This is a genomic window from Acinetobacter sp. AR_0276, from assembly GCF_003000705.1.
Taxonomy (GTDB): Bacteria; Pseudomonadota; Gammaproteobacteria; order Pseudomonadales; family Moraxellaceae; genus Acinetobacter; species Acinetobacter nosocomialis.
The window spans coordinates 1,382,011-1,400,486 of sequence record NZ_PSQO01000004.1; the positions used below are offsets into that span (position 1 = coordinate 1,382,011).

An 18,476-nucleotide genomic window follows, 5' to 3' on the forward strand; every position below is an offset into this window, starting at 1 on the left:
AACAAGCTCATTCATCAATATGAGCTAGATTTTGAAAAGAAATTTACTGATTGAGAACTTGAAACTGATCTACGAAATGGCCAGTTAATAAAGCATAGGCAAAATAGATTCCATTACACAAAGCGAGTGCAATAAAAAGGTATGGCAAACCATGTTGAAGTAATAATTTACTCAACCATGCCAAAGGAGTCTCTTTTCGCTTACTTTTACGCATTATTACAATAAATGTTGAACTATTTCACACTTTGTTATTTTATAACAAAACTGAAAAATAAAAAAGGCCAGTATGTTAACTGGCCTTTTTTTAAATCTTTTTAAGATTAACGGTCAAATTTACGACGACGTTCACCACGAGATTCTTGATTAAAATGTTCTTCACGAACTGCACGACGTGGACGGTCTTCACCACCAAAACTACGTTTTGGACGATCACCGAAACCACCTTCACGACGTGGACGATCTTCGCCACCAAAACTACGTTGTGGACGGTCACCAAAACCGTTTTCACGACGAGGTTTATAATCTACGCGATTACCACGGTTGTCATCATTTGAATCAAAACGAGGCTTATCGTTAAAACCACCTTCACGACGAGGGCGATCAGAGTTGAACTCACGACGTGGACGATCTTCACCACCAAAGCTACGTTTTGGACGATCTTCAAAACCACCTTCACGACGTGGACGGTCAGAGTTGAACTCACGACGCGGACGATCTTCACCACCGAAGCTACGTTTTGGACGATCTTCAAAACCACCTTCACGACGTGGACGGTCAGAGTTGAACTCGCGACGCGGACGATCTTCACCACCGAATGGGCGATCACCACGTGGTTTATCATCAAAGCTACGACGCGGACGGTCATCACGACCACCTTCACGGCGTTTGAAGTTACTTTCGCCTTCAAAACGACGACCACCGCCGAAACCGCCACCACGACGACCATCACGACCACCGTTGCCGCCACGACCGCGACCACCGCCATCACGACCTGAACGAGCAGGAGGTGGAGATGGCTCTAAACCTTCAATTTCAGAAACACTTAAACGTGCTTCTAAATATTCTTCAAGTGCACGAATCTTACCGCGCTCACGATAAGTCGCTAAAGTAATTGCCTGACCTGTACGACCCGCACGACCTGTACGACCAATACGGTGTACGTAGTCTTCATGCTTCATCGGTAAGCCGAAGTTAATTACGTGTGAAATTGTTGGAACGTCAAGACCACGAGCAGCAACGTCAGTTGCAACTAAGATTTTTGCACGACCTTCACGGATACTACGTAAACGACGGTTACGAACTGTTTGTGGCATTGCACCGTGAAGTGCAACAACTGAATGACCTGCTTCAGCAAGCTCTTCAGCCAACATATCAGTGTCTTCTTGAGTGCTTGCAAAAACTACAGCTTGATCTAAGTTTTCATCACTTAACCAATGTGTAAGTAATTTTTTCTTATGCTCAAAACCATCAGTCCAATGCAATGTTTGCGTAATATCTGTATTGGTTGAATGACCTGTTTCAATTGCAATACGCATTGGATCTTTCATCATGCATGCTGCAAGACGAATAATACGATCAGCAAATGTTGCAGAGAACATTAATGTTTGTTTACGGTTAGCCGCTAATTCGCTGATTGCCTCTAAGTCTTCAGAGAAACCTAGGTCAAGCATACGGTCCGCTTCATCAACGATTAAAGCATCTACTTGATCTAATTTAATTTGACGACGGTTTACCAAGTCAAGTAAACGACCTGGAGTTGCAACAACAACTTGCGCGCCTTTTAACTGTTGAATTTGTTTAGCAAACGGCATACCACCCATAATGGCAGCAATACGAACACCTTTCATGTGACGTACAAATGCGATTGCATCTTGGCTTACTTGTTGTGCTAATTCACGAGTAGGAGAAATTACCAAAATATTTGGTTGAGTTACAGCTTTCATGCGTTCTTTGAACGGAACGAAAGTTTCTTGACCTGCCAAGTTATTTAATGTCGGCAACAAGAATGCAGCAGTTTTACCAGAACCAGTCTGGCTAGAAACTAAAAGGTCTTTACCTTCTAAAGCTGCAGGAATAGATTGTTCTTGCACAGGAGTCGGGGTAGTAAAACCTAAACCTTCAAGCGCTTGTTGTAAGGTTTCATGCAAAGAAAATTCGGCAAAAGTTTTGCTCATAGAGAGTTTCACCCTAATGGGTGCTCCATTTTTAATAAGTACAAAATAGACATCGGCACAAAGCGGCAAAGCAAAATTAGCTGAACCTTATTATTCAGCGGCAATCCGAGTAACGACGATGTGGATTAAACGCACGCTTGATTACGGCCGAACCTGAAGAATCGCTGAGCGATCGGGGCGCAAGAAATGGTCCTCTCTATGGACAGCGTGCGCTTACAATGAATAGAACAGAATGTTCAGGTAATGAACGGAAATTTAAGTGCGTGGGCGGATTATAGCAGAAAGAATTTAAAAGTCATGTGTTTTAATCAACTTTATCGTTATTTCTATTATTATTTCTATTTTACCGATCATTAAAAAATTAAAACCCTCTATAAAAAGAGGGTTTTAACTCACAAAGCGTTTCTCAATTATTTTGCAGCTTTATCCCAAGCAGGAACTACTGTTTGCATTAATGGTTTTAGCATTTTAAGTGAACAAGCAAGCACTTGACCATTTTCAAGTGAATCATTTCCACCACGAGCATCAACCACTACACCGCCTGCTTCTTTAATAATAAGTTCACCAGCAGCGATATCCCATGGTTTTAAACCAAGTTCAAAGAAACCATCGAAACGACCAGCAGCAACATAAGCTAAATCTAGAGCAGCTGAACCACCACGACGGATTTGAGCACCCGCTTGAGTAACAGCTAATAATGAAGCAAAGTGCTGCTCTGCATAAGATACGATTTCACCAGCACGTTTAGCACGATAAGGATGGCCTACTGCCAAGAACGTATTTTCTAAGCTATCTTTTACATTTACACGAATACGGCGTTGGTTCATCACCGCACCACGACCGCGACTTGCAGAGAACAATTCGTCACGTACAGGGTCATAAATTACGCCGTGCTGAGTAACGCCTTTGTGTTGAACTGCAATAGAAATACAGAAATGAGGGAAACCATTAATAAAGTTTTGCGTGCCATCAAGTGGGTCAATGACCCAGCACCAGTCTGCATCATGGCCTTTGCCTTCTTGCAAACCGAACTCTTCACCTAAGAAGCTATGGTTTTTATAACTTTTACGTAATGTATCAATCGTTAATTGTTCTAAATAACGATCTACACGTGTTACAGGACCATCAATGCCTTTTTCTTCAACTTGCAAATCGAGTTTATGACGATTTTGATGCGCTTTTAAAAGCTCTTGACCAACTGTTTGAGCCGCACGCGCAGCCATCACCACCATAGGTTCCATTGAACACCCACTACAATACAAATTTGAAGATTTTGACAAAGAATAATGCATAAAAGCGCATACATTTTAGCAAATGAATGCGCTTTATGGGAAAAAATGTTTCAAAAATTTTATTAACGGATTAAACGACCTGATTTTGCTTAAGCCAAGCTCTCTCAATTGAGTTCAAAATACCTTTCGCATCTAAACCACAATCTTGCAGCATTTGATTATGTGAAGCCTGATGCAAGAATGAGTCTGGCAAACCTAAGTTAATGATAGGTTTAACAATTTGCTCTTGTGCCATAAACTCATTTACTGCACTACCCGCTCCACCCATAATCGCATGTTCTTCAACTGTCACGAATAAATGAGTATGTTCAGCCAAGTCTCGAATCATTTGCTCATCAAGCGGTTTTACAAAGCGCATATTTACAACACGCACACCAACATCGTGTTTTGGTGCAAGTTGCTCGGCAGCTTCTATAGCAACCATGACACGGCTACCAAATGCTAGAACTGTAATTTGCTCATCACTATTTGGTTTAATTTCTGCAACGATTTCAGCTTTACCTAATTCAAGAACCGTCATTTCTTTTTGAATTTCGACACCCACACCTGCACCACGTGGGTAACGTACTGCGGCAGGACCATTATAGGCATAGGCTGTATGAAGCATTTGACGGCATTCATTTTCGTCTTTTGGCGCCATAATCACCATATTCGGTACAGTACGCATATAGGCATAGTCATATGCACCTGCGTGTGTTGGGCCATCTTCACCCACTAGACCGGCACGATCAATACCGAAAGTTACATCAAGGTTTTGCAATGCAACATCATGAATAAGTTGATCATAACCACGCTGTAAGAATGTCGAATAAATTGCAACAACAGGTTTTAGTCCTTCACATGCCATACCAGCTGCAAGTGTTACAGCATGCTGCTCTGCAATCGCGACATCAAAGAAACGTTGGGGGAATTGCTTGGCAAACTTAACCATGCCCGAGCCTTCACACATAGCAGGCGTGATCGCAAGCAACCGCTCATCTTGAGCAGCTTCATCGCATAACCATTCACCAAAAACATCCGAATACTTTGGTGGGGCTTTCCCGCCTGAAGTCGCATTAATTTTACCAATCGCATGGTAAGTAATCGGGTCAGCTTCAGCAGGAGCAAAGCCTTTGCCTTTTTTAGTATAAACGTGAACTAAACGTGGACCTTTACGCTTTTTAAGTGCATTGAACACTTGAACCAACTGATTGACATCGTGCCCATCAAATGGTCCAAAATAATCAAAACCAATTGCTTTAAATAGGTTATCTGCCGCATCGGTTGCCGATTGGTGTAATCGAGAGTTATAGGTCCATTTTGGATGTGGCTGGATATAAGCTTCACCATGTTCATTTACATTGACTAAATGACCTTTTTCCCAAATTGCAGCTAAATGCTTAGCGAAGCCACCAGTACTGCAAGAAATGGACATGTCATTGTCATTGAGTACAACAATCAAGTCAGCATCATGTGCAACCGCATCATTCATAGCCTCAAATGCCATGCCTGCTGTCATTGCACCATCACCTACGATACAAACAACTTCACATGGGTCATTTTGATAACGGCGTGCAAGTGACATACCTAGGCCAGCTGAAATCGCTGTTGATGAATGCCCTACCCCAAAGGTATCAAAAACCGATTCTTCTCTGGCAGGGAAAGCTGCTAATCCATTTTTTGAACGGATAGTTGTAATTTGTTCACGGCGACCAGTCAGGATTTTATGTGGATATGCTTGATGTCCTACATCCCAAACTAACCGGTCATTTGGTGTATTAAAACAATAATGCAGCGCAACCGTCAGCTCAACCACGCCGAGGTTAGCACCGAAATGGCCACCACTCTGGCCTGCTGCATATAAAATATATTGACGCAACTCATCAGCCACTTGAACCAGTTGGCTATGCTCGAGCTGACGTAATTGTTGAGGATGATCAATTGCATCTAACAATGGCGTAACAGGGCGTTGAGTTGGAATTTCGGTATACAACATATGTGGCAAAGCCTTTATAAGCCTGGCAAATCCTAAGCTGGGTCAAAATGGGTCGATCATACAATCGAATGAAGTCACCTTCAATCAGCCACATTTGCGAACGAGATCATGCAAAGCAGTCTCTCATACATTATGGGTATGGTTGGCAGATTATCCTGAATAATCTGACTATTTATCAACTATTATCGTCTTCTTTATACAAAAAAGAAAACCTTAGTGTGCAAAATGATTATGACAATTCGACCAATCTCCCAGCATTACGCTATACTTTAAACCGTTTTCGGTTAAAAGATGAGTTAATCTGTGCCTATAGAGTTCATTGCAACATCAAAACTCCCGACCGCTTTTGGTGAATTCAATATTTCTGTGTTTCAAGATCCAGCAACAGGTGAAGAACATGTGGCACTTTCTAAAGGATTAGAAAATCCGCCAACAGGCCCTGTTTTGGTTCGTGTACATTCTGAATGCTTAACAGGTGATGCTTTTGCGTCATTAAAATGTGATTGTGGCCCACAATTACAAGCCACTCAAAAACTCATCAATGAAGCAGGACAAGGTGTAATTTTATATTTACGCCAAGAAGGTCGTGGAATTGGTTTAACCAATAAAATTCGTGCCTATGCTTTGCAAGATCAGGGTCACGATACAGTAGATGCCAATTTACTACTGAATTTACCTGCCGATGCACGCCGTTACGATATGTGTAGCATTATGCTCGATCACTTAAAAGTAAAAGAAGTGAAGTTAATTACCAATAATCCTTTGAAAATTCAGGCACTCAAAGATCAGGGTATTAATGTCGTAGATCGTGTACCGTTAACTGTCGGCCGCAATCCTTTTAATGAACAATATTTAAAAACCAAACGTGAAAGAATGGATCACCTTTATCAAAAAGATGATTTTTGATTCCAATTCCAAAATTTAAAAACAATATTTAAGGGATTTTTTCAAGATTTAGAAAAAATCCCTTACTTTTTTTATGGTTTTATGTTTTGATGTATTTAATTTATATCAATCATCTTTGAGGGTCATTATGCAACATCCGACTTCCACAGATATTCAACGTGTCCGCGAATTTCTCCTCGATTTACAAGCCCGTATTTGTGCTGGTTTAGAACAACAAGAAAAAGCTGGCGGTGGTACGGCAGAATTTATTATTGATGATTGGGAACGCCCTGAAGGCGGCGGCGGTCGTTCACGTGTGCTGCAAAATGGTACAGTGATCGAAAAAGGTGGTGTGATGTTTTCTCACATCAACATTAGTAAACTTCCTGCGTCTGCTACAGAACGTCACCCTCAAATTGCTGGGGCTAAAGCTCAGGCACTAGGAGTTTCTTTAGTTATTCATCCTAAAAACCCAAACATTCCGACCTCTCATGCAAATGTCCGTTTATTCGTTGCAGAACGTGAAGGACAAGATCCGATTTGGTGGTTTGGTGGTGGTTTTGATTTAACGCCATTTTATCCAGATGACCAGGATGTTTTAAATTGGCATCAAGCTGCTTACGACCTATGTAAACCTTTTGGTGACAATGTTTATGCTGAACATAAGCAATGGTGTGATGATTACTTTTATTTAAAGCATCGTGATGAACAGCGTGGTGTGGGTGGCTTATTTTTTGATGATTTAAATTGCTGGGATTTCGAAACTTGCTTTAAATATATTCAAGCTGTAGGCAATGGTTATTTAAATGCCATTTTGCCAATTTTCGAAAAACACCGTGAACAGCCTTATACCGAAGCTCAACGAGAATTTCAGCTTTATCGCCGCGGTAGATATGTTGAATATAACTTGGTTTATGACCGTGGTACGTTGTTTGGTTTACAAACAGGTGGCCGTATCGAGTCTATTTTAGTCAGCCTACCTAATTTAGCTGCATGGTCTTATCGTCCTGAATGGGATGAAGACTCTCCAGAGAAGCGTTTAACTGACTATTACTTAAAACCTCGTGATTGGTTAGGTTTAAAAGAAAAAGTCGCTTAATTTTTTGTTTTGGGGATTCTTTGGCTTCCACCCTAAAGAATCCCCTTTTTTGATTTCAATTTCCCTTCCTTCATTCAAATATTTTTTCTTGTGTTATTTTGACTTATAGTGAGGCCTGCTGAATATTCAGCACAGGCTTTATCTGCTTTATGCCATTTTAAAATTTTGGATACAAGAATGACCAAACAGTTTGCAGTAATTGGCAACCCGATCGAACAATCACGCTCGCCTGAATTGCATCATGCTTTCGCTCAAAAAACAGGTGTTGATCTAAACTATCAAAAACGTCTCGCTCCTCTAGATGGTTTTGAGTCAAGCATGCACAGTTTCTTTGCAGAAGGCGGCAGTGGCATGAATGTTACTGTTCCCTTTAAAGAGCAAGCTTTTGCTTTATGTGATGTTTTAACCGAGCGTGCCCAAATTGCTAAAGCTGTAAATACCTTGTGGATGGAAAATGGCAAATTGCATGGTGACAATACAGATGGCCAAGGCCTAGTCGCCGCAATACAAGCTTTAGATTGGAACTTAGAAAATACAACTATTTTAATTTTAGGAGCTGGTGGTGCAACTCGTGGTGTCATTTATCCACTGGTACAGGCTGGCGCTAAAAAGATCGTCATTGCCAACCGAACCCTCGCTCGTGCAGAACAACTTGTAGATGACTTAAAAACAGCAGTTCCACAAGCCCAATTACAAGCAATTTCTCTAAATGATTTAGACGGCGATTTTGATATTATAATTAATGCAACTTCTGCAAGTCTTTCAGGTGATGCTTTACAACTTCCTGAAAAATTACAGTTCAAATATGCGTATGAAATGGCTTATGGCAAACCTTCTAGTTTCCTTGATCAGGCGAAACAGCGTAATGTGCCTTATGCAGAAGGTTTTGGTATGTTAGTAGGCCAAGCCATCGAAGCTTTTTATATCTGGAATGGTGTAAGACCAGAGTTGAAAGATTTCTTATAAACAAAAAAAGAACCTACTTAAAGTAGGTTCTTTTTTTATCTCATTTACTATTTTTTAGCAGCGACCATTTGCTTATAAACATCTCGGAAAATTTCATAATCAATAAATTCATTATGTTCAGGTTTTAACTTCTGAATTGTTTTTTCCGTAAGCTGTTGTTTACGCGCGGCCACATAAACGTTTCCTAAAATATCAGCTGTTTCTGATAACAAATGCTTTTCTTCAGCAGAAACACCATTTTGTTTTTCAAATTCTAACTGATACTGCTTTGAGAACAGTTGGGCTGGCTGTTTATATTGCTTTTGTAGTTTCTGCCAAGCTTCACGCCCTGCTTTACCTTGCATAGTCTCTATTACAATATGATCTACAGCACGCCCTAACTCATGGTCAAACTGTTCATCCTGTTCAAGATGATGCTTTTTCTGTAAAGCAGTAATACGCTCTAAAGCTTTTCCTTGAGGGTTATAGGTATCTTCTTCCGAGAACCAGTAAGCATAAACCTCTGCAATTTCTTGTAGCTGTTGAACAGAGTAATATTTGATATATGACGGTTTTTCAGCTGTTAATTTGGCAATAAATACTGCTTTATAAGTTTTGTCATAAGCATGCGTTGCATCATAGGTTTTATCAGCCAGTACAGCCAGATTTGCATCTAAATCTTGTACATCACTATGTGTGCCTACCGGATGCTCTAAAACATCACCTTGTCCAAGCTTTTCTCCAAAACCTTTAATAAAGTTTTCGAGCATAGAACCTTTACTTGCTTCAGCTACAGACTTGGCCTGTTTAAGCTGCTTTTGATCAATTGAGGTTGCTTTACCGTAATTTAAAATTTGCATATCAGCTTTAATATTAAAGCTATGTTTAAACTCGGCTGGCGTATAAGCAACATCATAGGTCATGTTCACTGCACGACCTTTATCATCTAAAGCCACATCAATCGTGATTGGATTTCTTTGCTTAGGTAAAGCTTGCTCAATCTCGGCCTTGTGTTTTAGCCATAAAGCTTTGAATGCTTCATCATTGATAAACTGGTTTTGGTTATAAGCTTCAAAAGTTTGTTTTAAAGCATCTCGGCGAGACTTGGTTTGAACTTTTTCAGCACTTGCAGCACTCTGGTCTAGCACATCAATGCCATAAACTTGGCAATAATTAATATCACCTAAAGCAACCGGTTTTTTCAGTGACTTTAATTCAATACATTGATCTTCGGTAAGCGTTACAGCGTCTTCACCTTGTGCATCCTGTACACCACCTGCAGCTGCTTCTTCACTGACATCTTGATCTTCAGAAACTGATGCATCTGCTGCTGCCGGAGCTTGTGCTGCCGTAGTTAAATTGTCTTCACCTGCATCATTTGATGAAAGGCCACCATCAAAGTGTGCATTGATTAAACTATACAATTCCTGACTTACAGCAGCGGCATCATCAGAAGAAACCTTTTGTTCTTCTTTATTAACAGCGCCTTTTTTTGCTTCAGAAGCAGCAAGCTCTTTTGCTACTTTTTCAGCCATTTTTTGGTTATCAAAACCTAATACACTTTTTTGAAGATATTTATCATTGACCTGACCATACAGCTCAACTTCTAAAAGCAACTCTTCAATGGTGGTTTTCAAACGAATTTTGTCAACTGCCCCAGCCTTACGATCAGTCTCTGTCAAAGATACACTTTGTAAGTTTTGCGAGTCAGCCAAACGATAAGAAACCGCGCTAGAAGCTTTAAGATATTCAATAAACTTCTTTGTATCGACATTTTTAAAGAAGTCTTTATATTTTGAAAAATCAATATAAGCCAAATTATTTTGATTTTCTTTATTGACTAAATACGGCATTAAACCGAAGTAATTTACGTAAAACTTATAATTTTCCAGATCAAGCACCATTGGCAATTTTGCCTGAACCAATAGCGTTGGTTTTTCATATTTAGCAGTAAGGTTAAATGAACCCATTTTTTGACGGTAATGAATTGAGCCATCATAGCTAAATTGAAGATCATTTAATAAATTAATTAATACGGCATTTACTTTTTCAGAACGTGCTGAGTGCCCCAAATCACCTTGTTCATTTGCAATAGCTGCATATAAGGTCTGTTTCTGAGCTTTACTTAAACCAACTTTTTGCTCACGTAAATATTGATCAACTTTCTTTTGTAATTCGGCGTCAAGTTTTAGACTATTTTCAGCTTTTCCATTTTGCTTTATTTGTGATGGATCAACCGTGATTTTAAAATTTCCGCGATAGTCATAACTTGGATATTCATACATCGCATTAACGCTTTGAATGGCCTTTTGCTCTAAATTCGCAGATGCCACTTGGGGACGCACGCCGTGTTGTGCACATGCAGTCAAGCCCAAACTAAATAAACATAAACTGAGATATTTTAAATGCATAACCTTTTTTAAAACCTTATCACTTTATCTTTTTAACAAAACTTGCTAAAAATAAAAAAATTAGTTGTTTTTTCACATAAAAGTATAAGACCTGACTTTATCAGAAAATATAATTTCCAGTGTATTTATTTTCGACAAAATTCGCTTTTCTGACATTCTTTTCGGGTGTGATTAACATTGTATTTTTATCATGCGAGTGAATAATCAAATCATCGATTCAGATAATCCCACAATGTCTTACAATTAGGATTAAAGCCATGCCAGCATATAAAGCTCCCCTACACGATATCCGCTTCTTAATGAATGAAGTATTAGACTATCCTGCTCACTATAAAACTTTATCAAATGGTGAAAGTGCAGATCCAGATACGGTAGATATGATTCTTGAAGGTGCGGCAGATTATTGTGAAAACGTACTCTCCCCCCTTAACCAATCTGGCGATGAGGAAGGTTGCCATTTTGACAATGGCGAAGTGAAAACACCAAAAGGTTTTAAAGAAGCTTATGACCAGTTTGTAATGGGTGGCTGGCAAGGACTTTCTTATCCTGAAGAATTTGGTGGACAAGGCCTTCCAATGTCTTTAAACCTGATTAAATCAGAGATGATGGGTACTGCGAACTGGTCATTTACCATGTATCCGGGTTTAAGCTCAGGTTGTATGAATACGATTTTGCAATTCGGTACAGATGAGCAAAAACAAACCTATATGCCTAAACTTGTTGAAGGTACATGGAGCGGCACAATGTGCTTAACCGAACCTCAATGTGGTACAGACTTAGGTCAGGTAAAAACTAAAGCTGAGCCTCAAGCTGATGGTACTTATAAAATTTCTGGTACAAAAATCTTCATTTCTGCTGGTGAACACGATTTAACTGAGAACATTATTCACATCGTGCTTGCACGTCTTCCAGATGCACCAGCAGGTACACGAGGTATTTCTTTATTTATCGTTCCTAAGTTTATTCCAACCGCTGATGGCGGCGTAGGTGAACGTAACACTGTTAGCTGTGGTTCAATCGAACACAAAATGGGTATTCGTGCTTCTGCAACTGCTGTGTTGAACTTTGACAACGCAACAGGCTACCTCATTGGTGAAGTAAACAAAGGCTTACATGCGATGTTTACTTTTATGAACACTGCGCGTATTGGTACTGCGGTTCAAGGTATTGCACATGCTGAGTTATCTTTCCAAGGTGCTCTACCTTATGCCAAAGAACGTATGTCTATGCGTGCCCTTTCTGGTAAAAAAGATCCAGATAAAGTGGCTGATGCGATTATTCACCATGCTGATGTACGTCGTATGTTATTAACTCAAAAAGCGATCGCTGAAGGCGGTCGTTCAATGATCTATTACGCAGCACAGCTTGCTGACAAAATGACAGACGCTTTGACGCGCGGTGACCAAGCTGCATTTGAAGATTATGATGACAAACTTGGTTTCTATACACCAATTTTGAAAGGTTTCTTGACTGAGCTTGGCCTAGAAGCTGCTAACCACGGTATGCAAGTGTATGGTGGTCATGGCTACATCAAAGAATGGGGTATGGAGCAAATCGTACGTGATGCTCGTATTTCTACTTTATACGAAGGAACAACTGGTGTTCAGGCACTCGACTTGATTGGTCGTAAAGTATTGTTAAGCTCAAAAGGTAAAGTAGTGCGTGAATACACTGCTGAAATCTTAAAATTCTGTGCAACACATGCACGTAATAAATACTTACGTCGTTTCGCTTGGGATTTAACAAAGCTTTGTGCTCAATGGAACACTTTAACTGTTCGTATCATGCTTGCTGCACGTAAAGACCGTGACATCGTATCTTCTGCTTCTGTAGATTTCTTGATGTTCTCAGGCTATGTCATGATGGCTTATTTCTGGGCTCAACAAGCCGTAGTTGCTTCTGAAAAATTAGAAGCAGGTGACGGTAAAGAAACTCCTGAATTCTATAAAGCAAAAATTAAAGTTGCTGATTTCTACTTCGACCGCTTATTACCACGTGCACAAGGTCATGCAGAATCAATGGTAACGACTTCTCGTACACTTACTTCATTACCAGTTGAACACTTTAGCTTCGACTATTAATAATAAGTAAGTAGTAAAATAAAAAAGAGCGCAATTAATATTGCGCTCTTTTTTATTGAATTAAAATAACTTTATTCTTTATTAAGTACATAAGCTTTTGTAGGAACAAAATAGTTTTGTTCTAAAAACTCACGATTTTTACCATAATCGCTATAGAACAGTTTTTCTAAATTTACGATTAATTTCTGTTTCGAAATAATATTAAAGTAGAAGTTAACATCTGATGTTGGACACTGAATCTTTAACTCATGAGCTGCAGAATCAACTTTCCACTTTAATGAAGGACATAATCGATTGATGACTGCACTTTTTGCACCATCTTTATTACTGATTCGCCCAAAATGAACAACGTTCCAATACGCAGTGCCATCAGGTAATAAGTTTAAAATATATTCCGCTTCACCTGTTTCACAATCGGCAAAATTATCTTCACATGAAATACGGGTATGATAGCGACCTGCATATTGTTGATCTGATTCAGATATTTTAGATGTCTGATCTGGGGCACCATCGGGTAAAAAAGTTCGTCCCGCTGCATCATCCAACGTTTTAACTGCAGTCGTACTTTTAACTAGACTATTATCATGTTTAGAAGTCGTTGCTAACGCTGAGTGATCCTTAGAATCGGCATGATTTGCATCACAGGCACTCAGCGCCATACATAAGATGGCTGCCAAACCTAAATGTTTAATTAAAAGACCAGACCACTTCAAAGACATATACATCATTCACATACAACAGCAATGTGACTGTTCAAATTATGATTTAAGAACACTACCATTACTGCTACAAACACTTTTAGCCCCGAAAGGGTGCATTTTAGTAGATGTTGCTTTCATTCATTTAAATCATTTACATATTTTAACTATTTTTAATTTTAACGGACTTTAATTAGTTAATTTTGTCGCCATATTTCTATTAACCAAGGGAAATAACAAACCTTGTCATTTATATATTTGAGGAGAACTACATGACCAATTCTGGTTTATATCGCTCGAACCGACAAAGCATGATCGCCGGTGTAATGGGCGGTATTGCTGAACGTTTTGGTTGGAACGCAAATTTATTACGCATTATTTTCGTATTGGTCTCGGTAATGAGTGCGGCTTTCCCAGGAATTTTAGTCTACTTGGTTTTATGGTTAGTTATTCCGAAAAGACAGCCTGAACAAGTCCAAGGTTATCAACAACCTGTTCGTACTGTACAAGAAGAACAAATACATTAAATCACTTAGTTTATTTTGGTCGCTACGGTTGCATCCCCTAATCAACCGTAGCTTTTTTTATGCTTAAAATTATAGTTTTCGATTTAACTGCTGTTGTAAAGCCGCGATCATATCTGCACGGCTAATGATTCCTATCAGTTTTCGCTCTTCAACAACAGGAATATAGTTAAATGATTTCTCGACAAAGTAAGGTACAAGATCTTGAATAGGCTGAGTTGGTAGTACAGTAACTACTCGACGACTCATAATTTGCTTTACATAATGTTGCCATGAGTTTCTTGGATCGGCTGCCCCTTTAAACCACTCTACAACTTCATATAGCGCTAAAGTTCCTACTAAATGGTTTTCTGCATTGACCACAGGTAAGCTCATCAAGTTCACTTGTTTAAATTTATCTAATGCCTGATGAATATCATCATCTTCATGTAGTTTAATCACATCACGGCTCATAATATCCTGACAGGCATATTGGTTCACCATGCGTTCATTGGCATGTTCTTGCGCTTCTAAAATGATTTTTTCTAAATCGTACTGACTAATATCTAATAGTTCAGTGTGATGCTCTAATGCATATTCAATATCTTTTGGCTGAATTGATACTTTTTGAGTTGGCGTTGGGTCTTTACTGCGTTCATTTAAGTGTGCAGTAACCGGATAATGCCGCCCAATCAGTCTATTAAAAAAGATGGCGAAACCGAGTAGAAGTAATGAATTGAGTAGAACTGGGTAGAAAACAAAATAGAAACCTAATTTGTGAATAGCCGCACCACCCAACACAGCCGTAATCGCAACTGCACCACTTGGTGGGTGCAAAGAGTCAGTGGTCATCATTAAAAATATAGCAAGCCCTACAGCCACACTAAAAGCCGTAGTTAAATCCGGAATGTACTGTGCACAGGCTACGCCAATAATGGCGGCTAAGGTATTACCAACAATAACATTCCAAGGCTGAGCCAGCGGACTGGTCGACACAGCAAATAAGAGAACTGAGGAAGCTCCCATAGGTGCAATGTACCATGCATTAATTCCACCTAAAACATACCAGCTAATTAAGGAAGAAATTGCTAAACCACATAGCGCTCCAACGCCACAAAGCAACCGTTCTTTTAGTGGTAAAACCTTAAAATTCGGTTTTAAAATCTGTAACCATTCTGGCTGTATAACACTCACAGTACACCTTAGGGGATATGCCGTTATTTATAACGGGCAAAAGTATACGCCCAAAGCCACATAAAGTGCATTTAAATTATATCTTTCAATTATCAGAAAACCTGTTGAATATATTCTTACTATTTGAAAATTTTAATATTCCATCAATTTTTCATTTAAATAACGCCAGTAACGTTTCGGCAAATATTGCACATGGAGCTTGATATTTTGGCGTTCTGTAATATTTACGCTCTTAAAATAATCTTTCCAAAGCTGATCATACAAAACTTCTTGCTCATCTAACTCAAGCTGAAAGCTTTGACTCATTCCATTTTTTAAATTACGGTCAACGCCCGAGGCTTCGAGCGAAACTTCATGTATTTCCCGTAAATCATAATAAATTCCAAACTTACGTTGCTCATCATAAATCAACCAACGCTGATCTTGATAACGCCGTTTAAAATGCGGCTGAATGAGTGGTAAAACATTAAAATCAGGACGAACCAGACTTAAAAAAAGCTCATCTTTAGTTTTCTTAAAACGAATAAAAGCCTCCATTCGATGCTTCTCTCGCCCGACCTTTTTCGTCCACTGTGCAATTGCCAGAACACTAGGATTTGAATAATCTTTTTCTATGGAAACATGGCTAGTAAACACATAAATACAGTAATTAAATAAATGCTGATAGGCATCTAAAGATTCGGATAAATAAGCAAAATAAAATTGTTTTAACGAAGAAGATGAAAGCTTTCTTTGTAGCGCAGCCCATACACGTTCAGCATGTTGCTCATTATTTGCAACCTCAATTTTATCGGCAAATAAACCATGTTGAGCTGCATCATTCAAACAGAGCCTGACCTGTAATTCTTTAAATTGAAATGCACGAAAAACACAGCTCAGCAGCCCAATCATTGAACCATCAAAATAGTAAGCAACCTCCTCATTAAACATGGCCTAAAACCCAAGACTTAATTGTGGCGAGAGCTGCTGCACATATTTCGATGAGCCTTGCGTTAAAATCTGCTGCCGAATAAAACTTGAAGACAATTCTTTTTGGAATTTTGGAGTGTCTTCACAGCGAATAAAGAATTTTGCACGCTGATAGGCCACACCGAGTTTTTTAAGTAAATCGGTATGGATTTTGCCAAAACGGCGTGCTTGCACAATTTTCTTGGCCGATTTCACCCCAATACCCGGCACACGTAAAATCATTTGATAATCTGCACGGTTTAAATCTACCGGAAACTGTTCGGGATGCCTTAAGGCCCAGCTTAATTTTGGGTCTACATCCAGATCCAAATTTGGGTGTTTTTCATTAACAATTTCATTGACTTCAAAACCGTAAAAACGCATCAACCAATCACTTTGATAAAGTCTGTTTTCACGAAGCAACGGCGGTGCAGAACCAACAGCAGGCAAGTAATTATTTTCGGTATTAATTGGAATATAACCCGAATAATAGACGCGTTTGAGTTTAAATTCTTTATAGTGCTTGTCTGCCATGAACAAGACATCTTGATCTGACTCTTGATGCGCTCCTACCACCATTTGGGTGGTCTGCCCTGCTGGTACATATTTCGGCACATGCTTAATAACTTGTCGTTCATCTTTTAGTTGAATGAGTCTGTCACGAACCAAACCTAAATCTTTTTGTACTTCCTCATGTGATTTTTCTGGCGCAAAAGTTTTTAGCCCCATCTCTGTCGGCATTTCTAAATTAATACTCATCCGGTCAGCATATAAACCTGCTTCATGAATCAGTTCAGGCGATGCGCCTGGAATCGTTTTTAAGTGAATATAACCATTAAAGTTTTCTTCAAGACGCAACTTTTTAACCACTTGGAGCATGCGCTCCATCGTGTGATCTGCCGATTTAAAAATGCCGGAGCTTAAAAATAACCCTTCAATATAATTACGACGGTAAAAATTAATGGTTAAATCGACGACCTCTTGTACCGTAAATGCGGCACGTTGAACGTCATTAGAACGACGTGAAACACAATAGGCGCAGTCAAAAATACAGACATTGCTAAACAGAATTTTTAAGAGAGACACACAACGACCATCTTCAGTATAGCTATGGCAAATACCCGAATGACTAGCATCCCCCAGACCTTTATTTTTGTTTTTACGATCACTGCCACTTGATGAACAAGACACATCATATTTAGCAGCATCAGCAAGAATTTGTAGTTTTTCCCGAATGCGATCAGACATATCAAACGACTCATTTATGGCATCGTTTAGAAAATATCATGTCGCATTCTTAAATTTAATCTAGGGAAGTACGCTCAGCGTCATGAGGTGACGTTTAAAATAATCTGTCTTAATTAACGTATTCTTCAAGCTGCTTTACACGCTTTTCATACTCTTGCATTGGGCAATATGAATACATCGGTGAGCCGATATATGAACCTGCATTATTACATTCCTGATCTACATAGGCTTTCCAGAGTCGCTGAGATTTTAAAATATCTTGGTAACGTTCTGGCTGTTTGTATTCTTCGCTTTGTGCACGAATTTGATCAATCAGAGCAACAATTTTTTCTTCATAAGTCTTTTTAGCTTGTTCAGAACAGCTATACACGACCATATTATTAATGCTTTCAAGCTTCATTTCTTTAATGGTCTGGTCTACACATTGATTGTATTCATCTTGCTCATCAGTTTCGGTTTGCGCGTAAAGCCACGGGCTACAGAAAAGGCTGGATAAAACAATAAGTTTGCAGCAAAATTTCAACATAACTTCTTCTCAGTTCTATAATTTTTAATATGCTTCAATATAACAAAAAAACAATTATTCATGCACTTGCGCTTGCACCCCTACCATTGCTGAGTTTATCTGCCTTAGGGGTCATGACATTAAATGCTGAGTTTAACCTTTATTCGATTGGAGTTATTTTACTAGCCCATTTCTTATTTTATTTACTTTTTTATGGCCTTCTAGTTATTCCTTTCGCATATATCATTTCCTATTTTCTGGCCCGTAAAAGTCGTTTAAATCTGATGAGTATTTTCATCAGCGGAACTGCGATCTGGATTTTGATTAGCCCTATTGCACGTTTGTTTTTTGTCGGGTCATTCCCGTCTCCTTGGTGGAATATTTATAAGATTTACAGTTTTTATCTCAAGATTTTATTTACCGGCTTTTGCTACTGGTTAAGCTTGAAATGGCTAAGCCGAAAACAAATAGGCTAATCACGTATTCATTTGATTAAGCCTTTGCCACTCCCCTACAAA

The 18,476-nt window shown here is 39.1% G+C and carries 15 protein-coding genes; 6 read left to right on the top strand and 9 right to left on the bottom strand.

The window, feature by feature from the left end:
* Window positions 1–320: 320 nt before the first annotated feature.
* The 3 genes from CSB87_RS07460 to dxs form a co-directional block, all read right to left on the bottom strand.
* Complete coding sequence (locus CSB87_RS07460) at window positions 321–2,174, bottom strand: DEAD/DEAH box helicase (RefSeq protein WP_016804170.1); 1,854 nt, start codon at window positions 2,172–2,174, stop codon at window positions 321–323.
* 410 nt (window positions 2,175–2,584) lie between these two features.
* On the bottom strand, window positions 2,585–3,415 hold the full coding sequence (locus tag CSB87_RS07465) for an inositol monophosphatase family protein (protein ID WP_002052337.1): 831 nt from the start codon (window positions 3,413–3,415) through the stop codon (window positions 2,585–2,587).
* A 121-nt stretch (window positions 3,416–3,536) separates the two neighbouring features.
* Complete coding sequence (gene dxs, locus CSB87_RS07470) at window positions 3,537–5,441, bottom strand: 1-deoxy-D-xylulose-5-phosphate synthase (RefSeq protein ID WP_031953386.1); 1,905 nt, start codon at window positions 5,439–5,441, stop codon at window positions 3,537–3,539.
* Window positions 5,442–5,744: 303 nt separating this feature from the next.
* On the opposite strand from dxs, the gene ribA reads away from it, so the two are divergent.
* From ribA to aroE, 3 genes are all read left to right on the top strand, one after another.
* Entirely contained in the window at window positions 5,745–6,347 is a 603-nt protein-coding gene (gene ribA / locus CSB87_RS07475; protein ID WP_001121170.1) for a GTP cyclohydrolase II, read from the top strand.
* A 127-nt stretch (window positions 6,348–6,474) separates the two neighbouring features.
* Window positions 6,475–7,425 carry an oxygen-dependent coproporphyrinogen oxidase gene (gene hemF / locus CSB87_RS07480; protein WP_004884608.1) on the top strand — a complete coding sequence of 317 codons (951 nt, stop codon included), beginning with the start codon at window positions 6,475–6,477 and terminating at the stop codon, window positions 7,423–7,425.
* 177 nt (window positions 7,426–7,602) lie between these two features.
* The gene (gene aroE, locus CSB87_RS07485; protein WP_031953387.1) at window positions 7,603–8,391 is read left to right on the top strand and encodes a shikimate dehydrogenase; all 789 of its coding nucleotides are present in this window, start codon (window positions 7,603–7,605) and stop codon (window positions 8,389–8,391) included.
* A gap of 47 nt (window positions 8,392–8,438) precedes the next feature.
* Here aroE and CSB87_RS07490 read toward each other — a convergent pair whose 3' ends face one another.
* Entirely contained in the window at window positions 8,439–10,781 is a 2,343-nt protein-coding gene (locus CSB87_RS07490) for a hypothetical protein (RefSeq protein WP_031953388.1), read from the bottom strand.
* 257 nt (window positions 10,782–11,038) lie between these two features.
* Here CSB87_RS07490 and CSB87_RS07495 point away from each other — a divergent pair, with 257 nt between their 5' ends.
* Entirely contained in the window at window positions 11,039–12,862 is a 1,824-nt protein-coding gene (locus CSB87_RS07495; RefSeq protein ID WP_004884612.1) for an acyl-CoA dehydrogenase C-terminal domain-containing protein, read from the top strand.
* Window positions 12,863–12,933: 71 nt separating this feature from the next.
* On the opposite strand, the gene CSB87_RS07500 is transcribed toward CSB87_RS07495, so the two are convergent.
* Entirely contained in the window at window positions 12,934–13,581 is a 648-nt protein-coding gene (locus tag CSB87_RS07500; RefSeq protein ID WP_016803860.1) for a hypothetical protein, read from the bottom strand.
* 251 nt (window positions 13,582–13,832) lie between these two features.
* On the opposite strand from CSB87_RS07500, the gene CSB87_RS07505 reads away from it, so the two are divergent.
* Window positions 13,833–14,087, top strand: a complete 255-nt coding sequence (locus tag CSB87_RS07505) for a PspC domain-containing protein (RefSeq protein WP_031959411.1) — start codon at window positions 13,833–13,835, stop codon at window positions 14,085–14,087.
* A 69-nt stretch (window positions 14,088–14,156) separates the two neighbouring features.
* Here the strand turns inward: CSB87_RS07505 and CSB87_RS07510 are convergent, their stop codons facing one another.
* The 4 genes from CSB87_RS07510 to CSB87_RS07525 form a co-directional block, all read right to left on the bottom strand.
* Complete coding sequence (locus tag CSB87_RS07510; protein ID WP_002052280.1) at window positions 14,157–15,257, bottom strand: HPP family protein; 1,101 nt, start codon at window positions 15,255–15,257, stop codon at window positions 14,157–14,159.
* 132 nt (window positions 15,258–15,389) lie between these two features.
* On the bottom strand, window positions 15,390–16,187 hold the full coding sequence (locus tag CSB87_RS07515) for a TIGR03915 family putative DNA repair protein (RefSeq protein ID WP_031953391.1): 798 nt from the start codon (window positions 16,185–16,187) through the stop codon (window positions 15,390–15,392).
* A 3-nt stretch (window positions 16,188–16,190) separates the two neighbouring features.
* Complete coding sequence (locus CSB87_RS07520; RefSeq protein WP_004711767.1) at window positions 16,191–17,453, bottom strand: putative DNA modification/repair radical SAM protein; 1,263 nt, start codon at window positions 17,451–17,453, stop codon at window positions 16,191–16,193.
* A 109-nt stretch (window positions 17,454–17,562) separates the two neighbouring features.
* The gene (locus tag CSB87_RS07525; RefSeq protein WP_004711766.1) at window positions 17,563–17,979 is read right to left on the bottom strand and encodes a lysozyme inhibitor LprI family protein; all 417 of its coding nucleotides are present in this window, start codon (window positions 17,977–17,979) and stop codon (window positions 17,563–17,565) included.
* A 29-nt stretch (window positions 17,980–18,008) separates the two neighbouring features.
* Here CSB87_RS07525 and CSB87_RS07530 point away from each other — a divergent pair, with 29 nt between their 5' ends.
* Complete coding sequence (locus tag CSB87_RS07530; protein WP_031953394.1) at window positions 18,009–18,434, top strand: hypothetical protein; 426 nt, start codon at window positions 18,009–18,011, stop codon at window positions 18,432–18,434.
* Window positions 18,435–18,476: the final 42 nt, after the last annotated feature.

What these genes read in the sequence shown, in the direction of transcription:
- CSB87_RS07460 (WP_016804170.1), bottom strand. Translation starts at nt 2,174, where the DNA reads ATGAGCAAAACTTTTGCCGAATTTTCTTTGCATGAAACCTTACAACAA.
- CSB87_RS07465 (WP_002052337.1), bottom strand. Translation starts at nt 3,415, where the DNA reads ATGGAACCTATGGTGGTGATGGCTGCGCGTGCGGCTCAAACAGTTGGT.
- dxs (WP_031953386.1), bottom strand. Translation starts at nt 5,441, where the DNA reads ATGTTGTATACCGAAATTCCAACTCAACGCCCTGTTACGCCATTGTTA.
- hemF (WP_004884608.1), top strand. Translation starts at nt 6,475, where the DNA reads ATGCAACATCCGACTTCCACAGATATTCAACGTGTCCGCGAATTTCTC.
- aroE (WP_031953387.1), top strand. Translation starts at nt 7,603, where the DNA reads ATGACCAAACAGTTTGCAGTAATTGGCAACCCGATCGAACAATCACGC.
- CSB87_RS07490 (WP_031953388.1), bottom strand. Translation starts at nt 10,781, where the DNA reads ATGCATTTAAAATATCTCAGTTTATGTTTATTTAGTTTGGGCTTGACT.
- CSB87_RS07495 (WP_004884612.1), top strand. Translation starts at nt 11,039, where the DNA reads ATGCCAGCATATAAAGCTCCCCTACACGATATCCGCTTCTTAATGAAT.
- CSB87_RS07500 (WP_016803860.1), bottom strand. Translation starts at nt 13,581, where the DNA reads ATGTCTTTGAAGTGGTCTGGTCTTTTAATTAAACATTTAGGTTTGGCA.
- CSB87_RS07505 (WP_031959411.1), top strand. Translation starts at nt 13,833, where the DNA reads ATGACCAATTCTGGTTTATATCGCTCGAACCGACAAAGCATGATCGCC.
- CSB87_RS07515 (WP_031953391.1), bottom strand. Translation starts at nt 16,187, where the DNA reads ATGTTTAATGAGGAGGTTGCTTACTATTTTGATGGTTCAATGATTGGG.
- CSB87_RS07520 (WP_004711767.1), bottom strand. Translation starts at nt 17,453, where the DNA reads ATGTCTGATCGCATTCGGGAAAAACTACAAATTCTTGCTGATGCTGCT.
- CSB87_RS07525 (WP_004711766.1), bottom strand. Translation starts at nt 17,979, where the DNA reads ATGTTGAAATTTTGCTGCAAACTTATTGTTTTATCCAGCCTTTTCTGT.
- CSB87_RS07530 (WP_031953394.1), top strand. Translation starts at nt 18,009, where the DNA reads ATGCTTCAATATAACAAAAAAACAATTATTCATGCACTTGCGCTTGCA.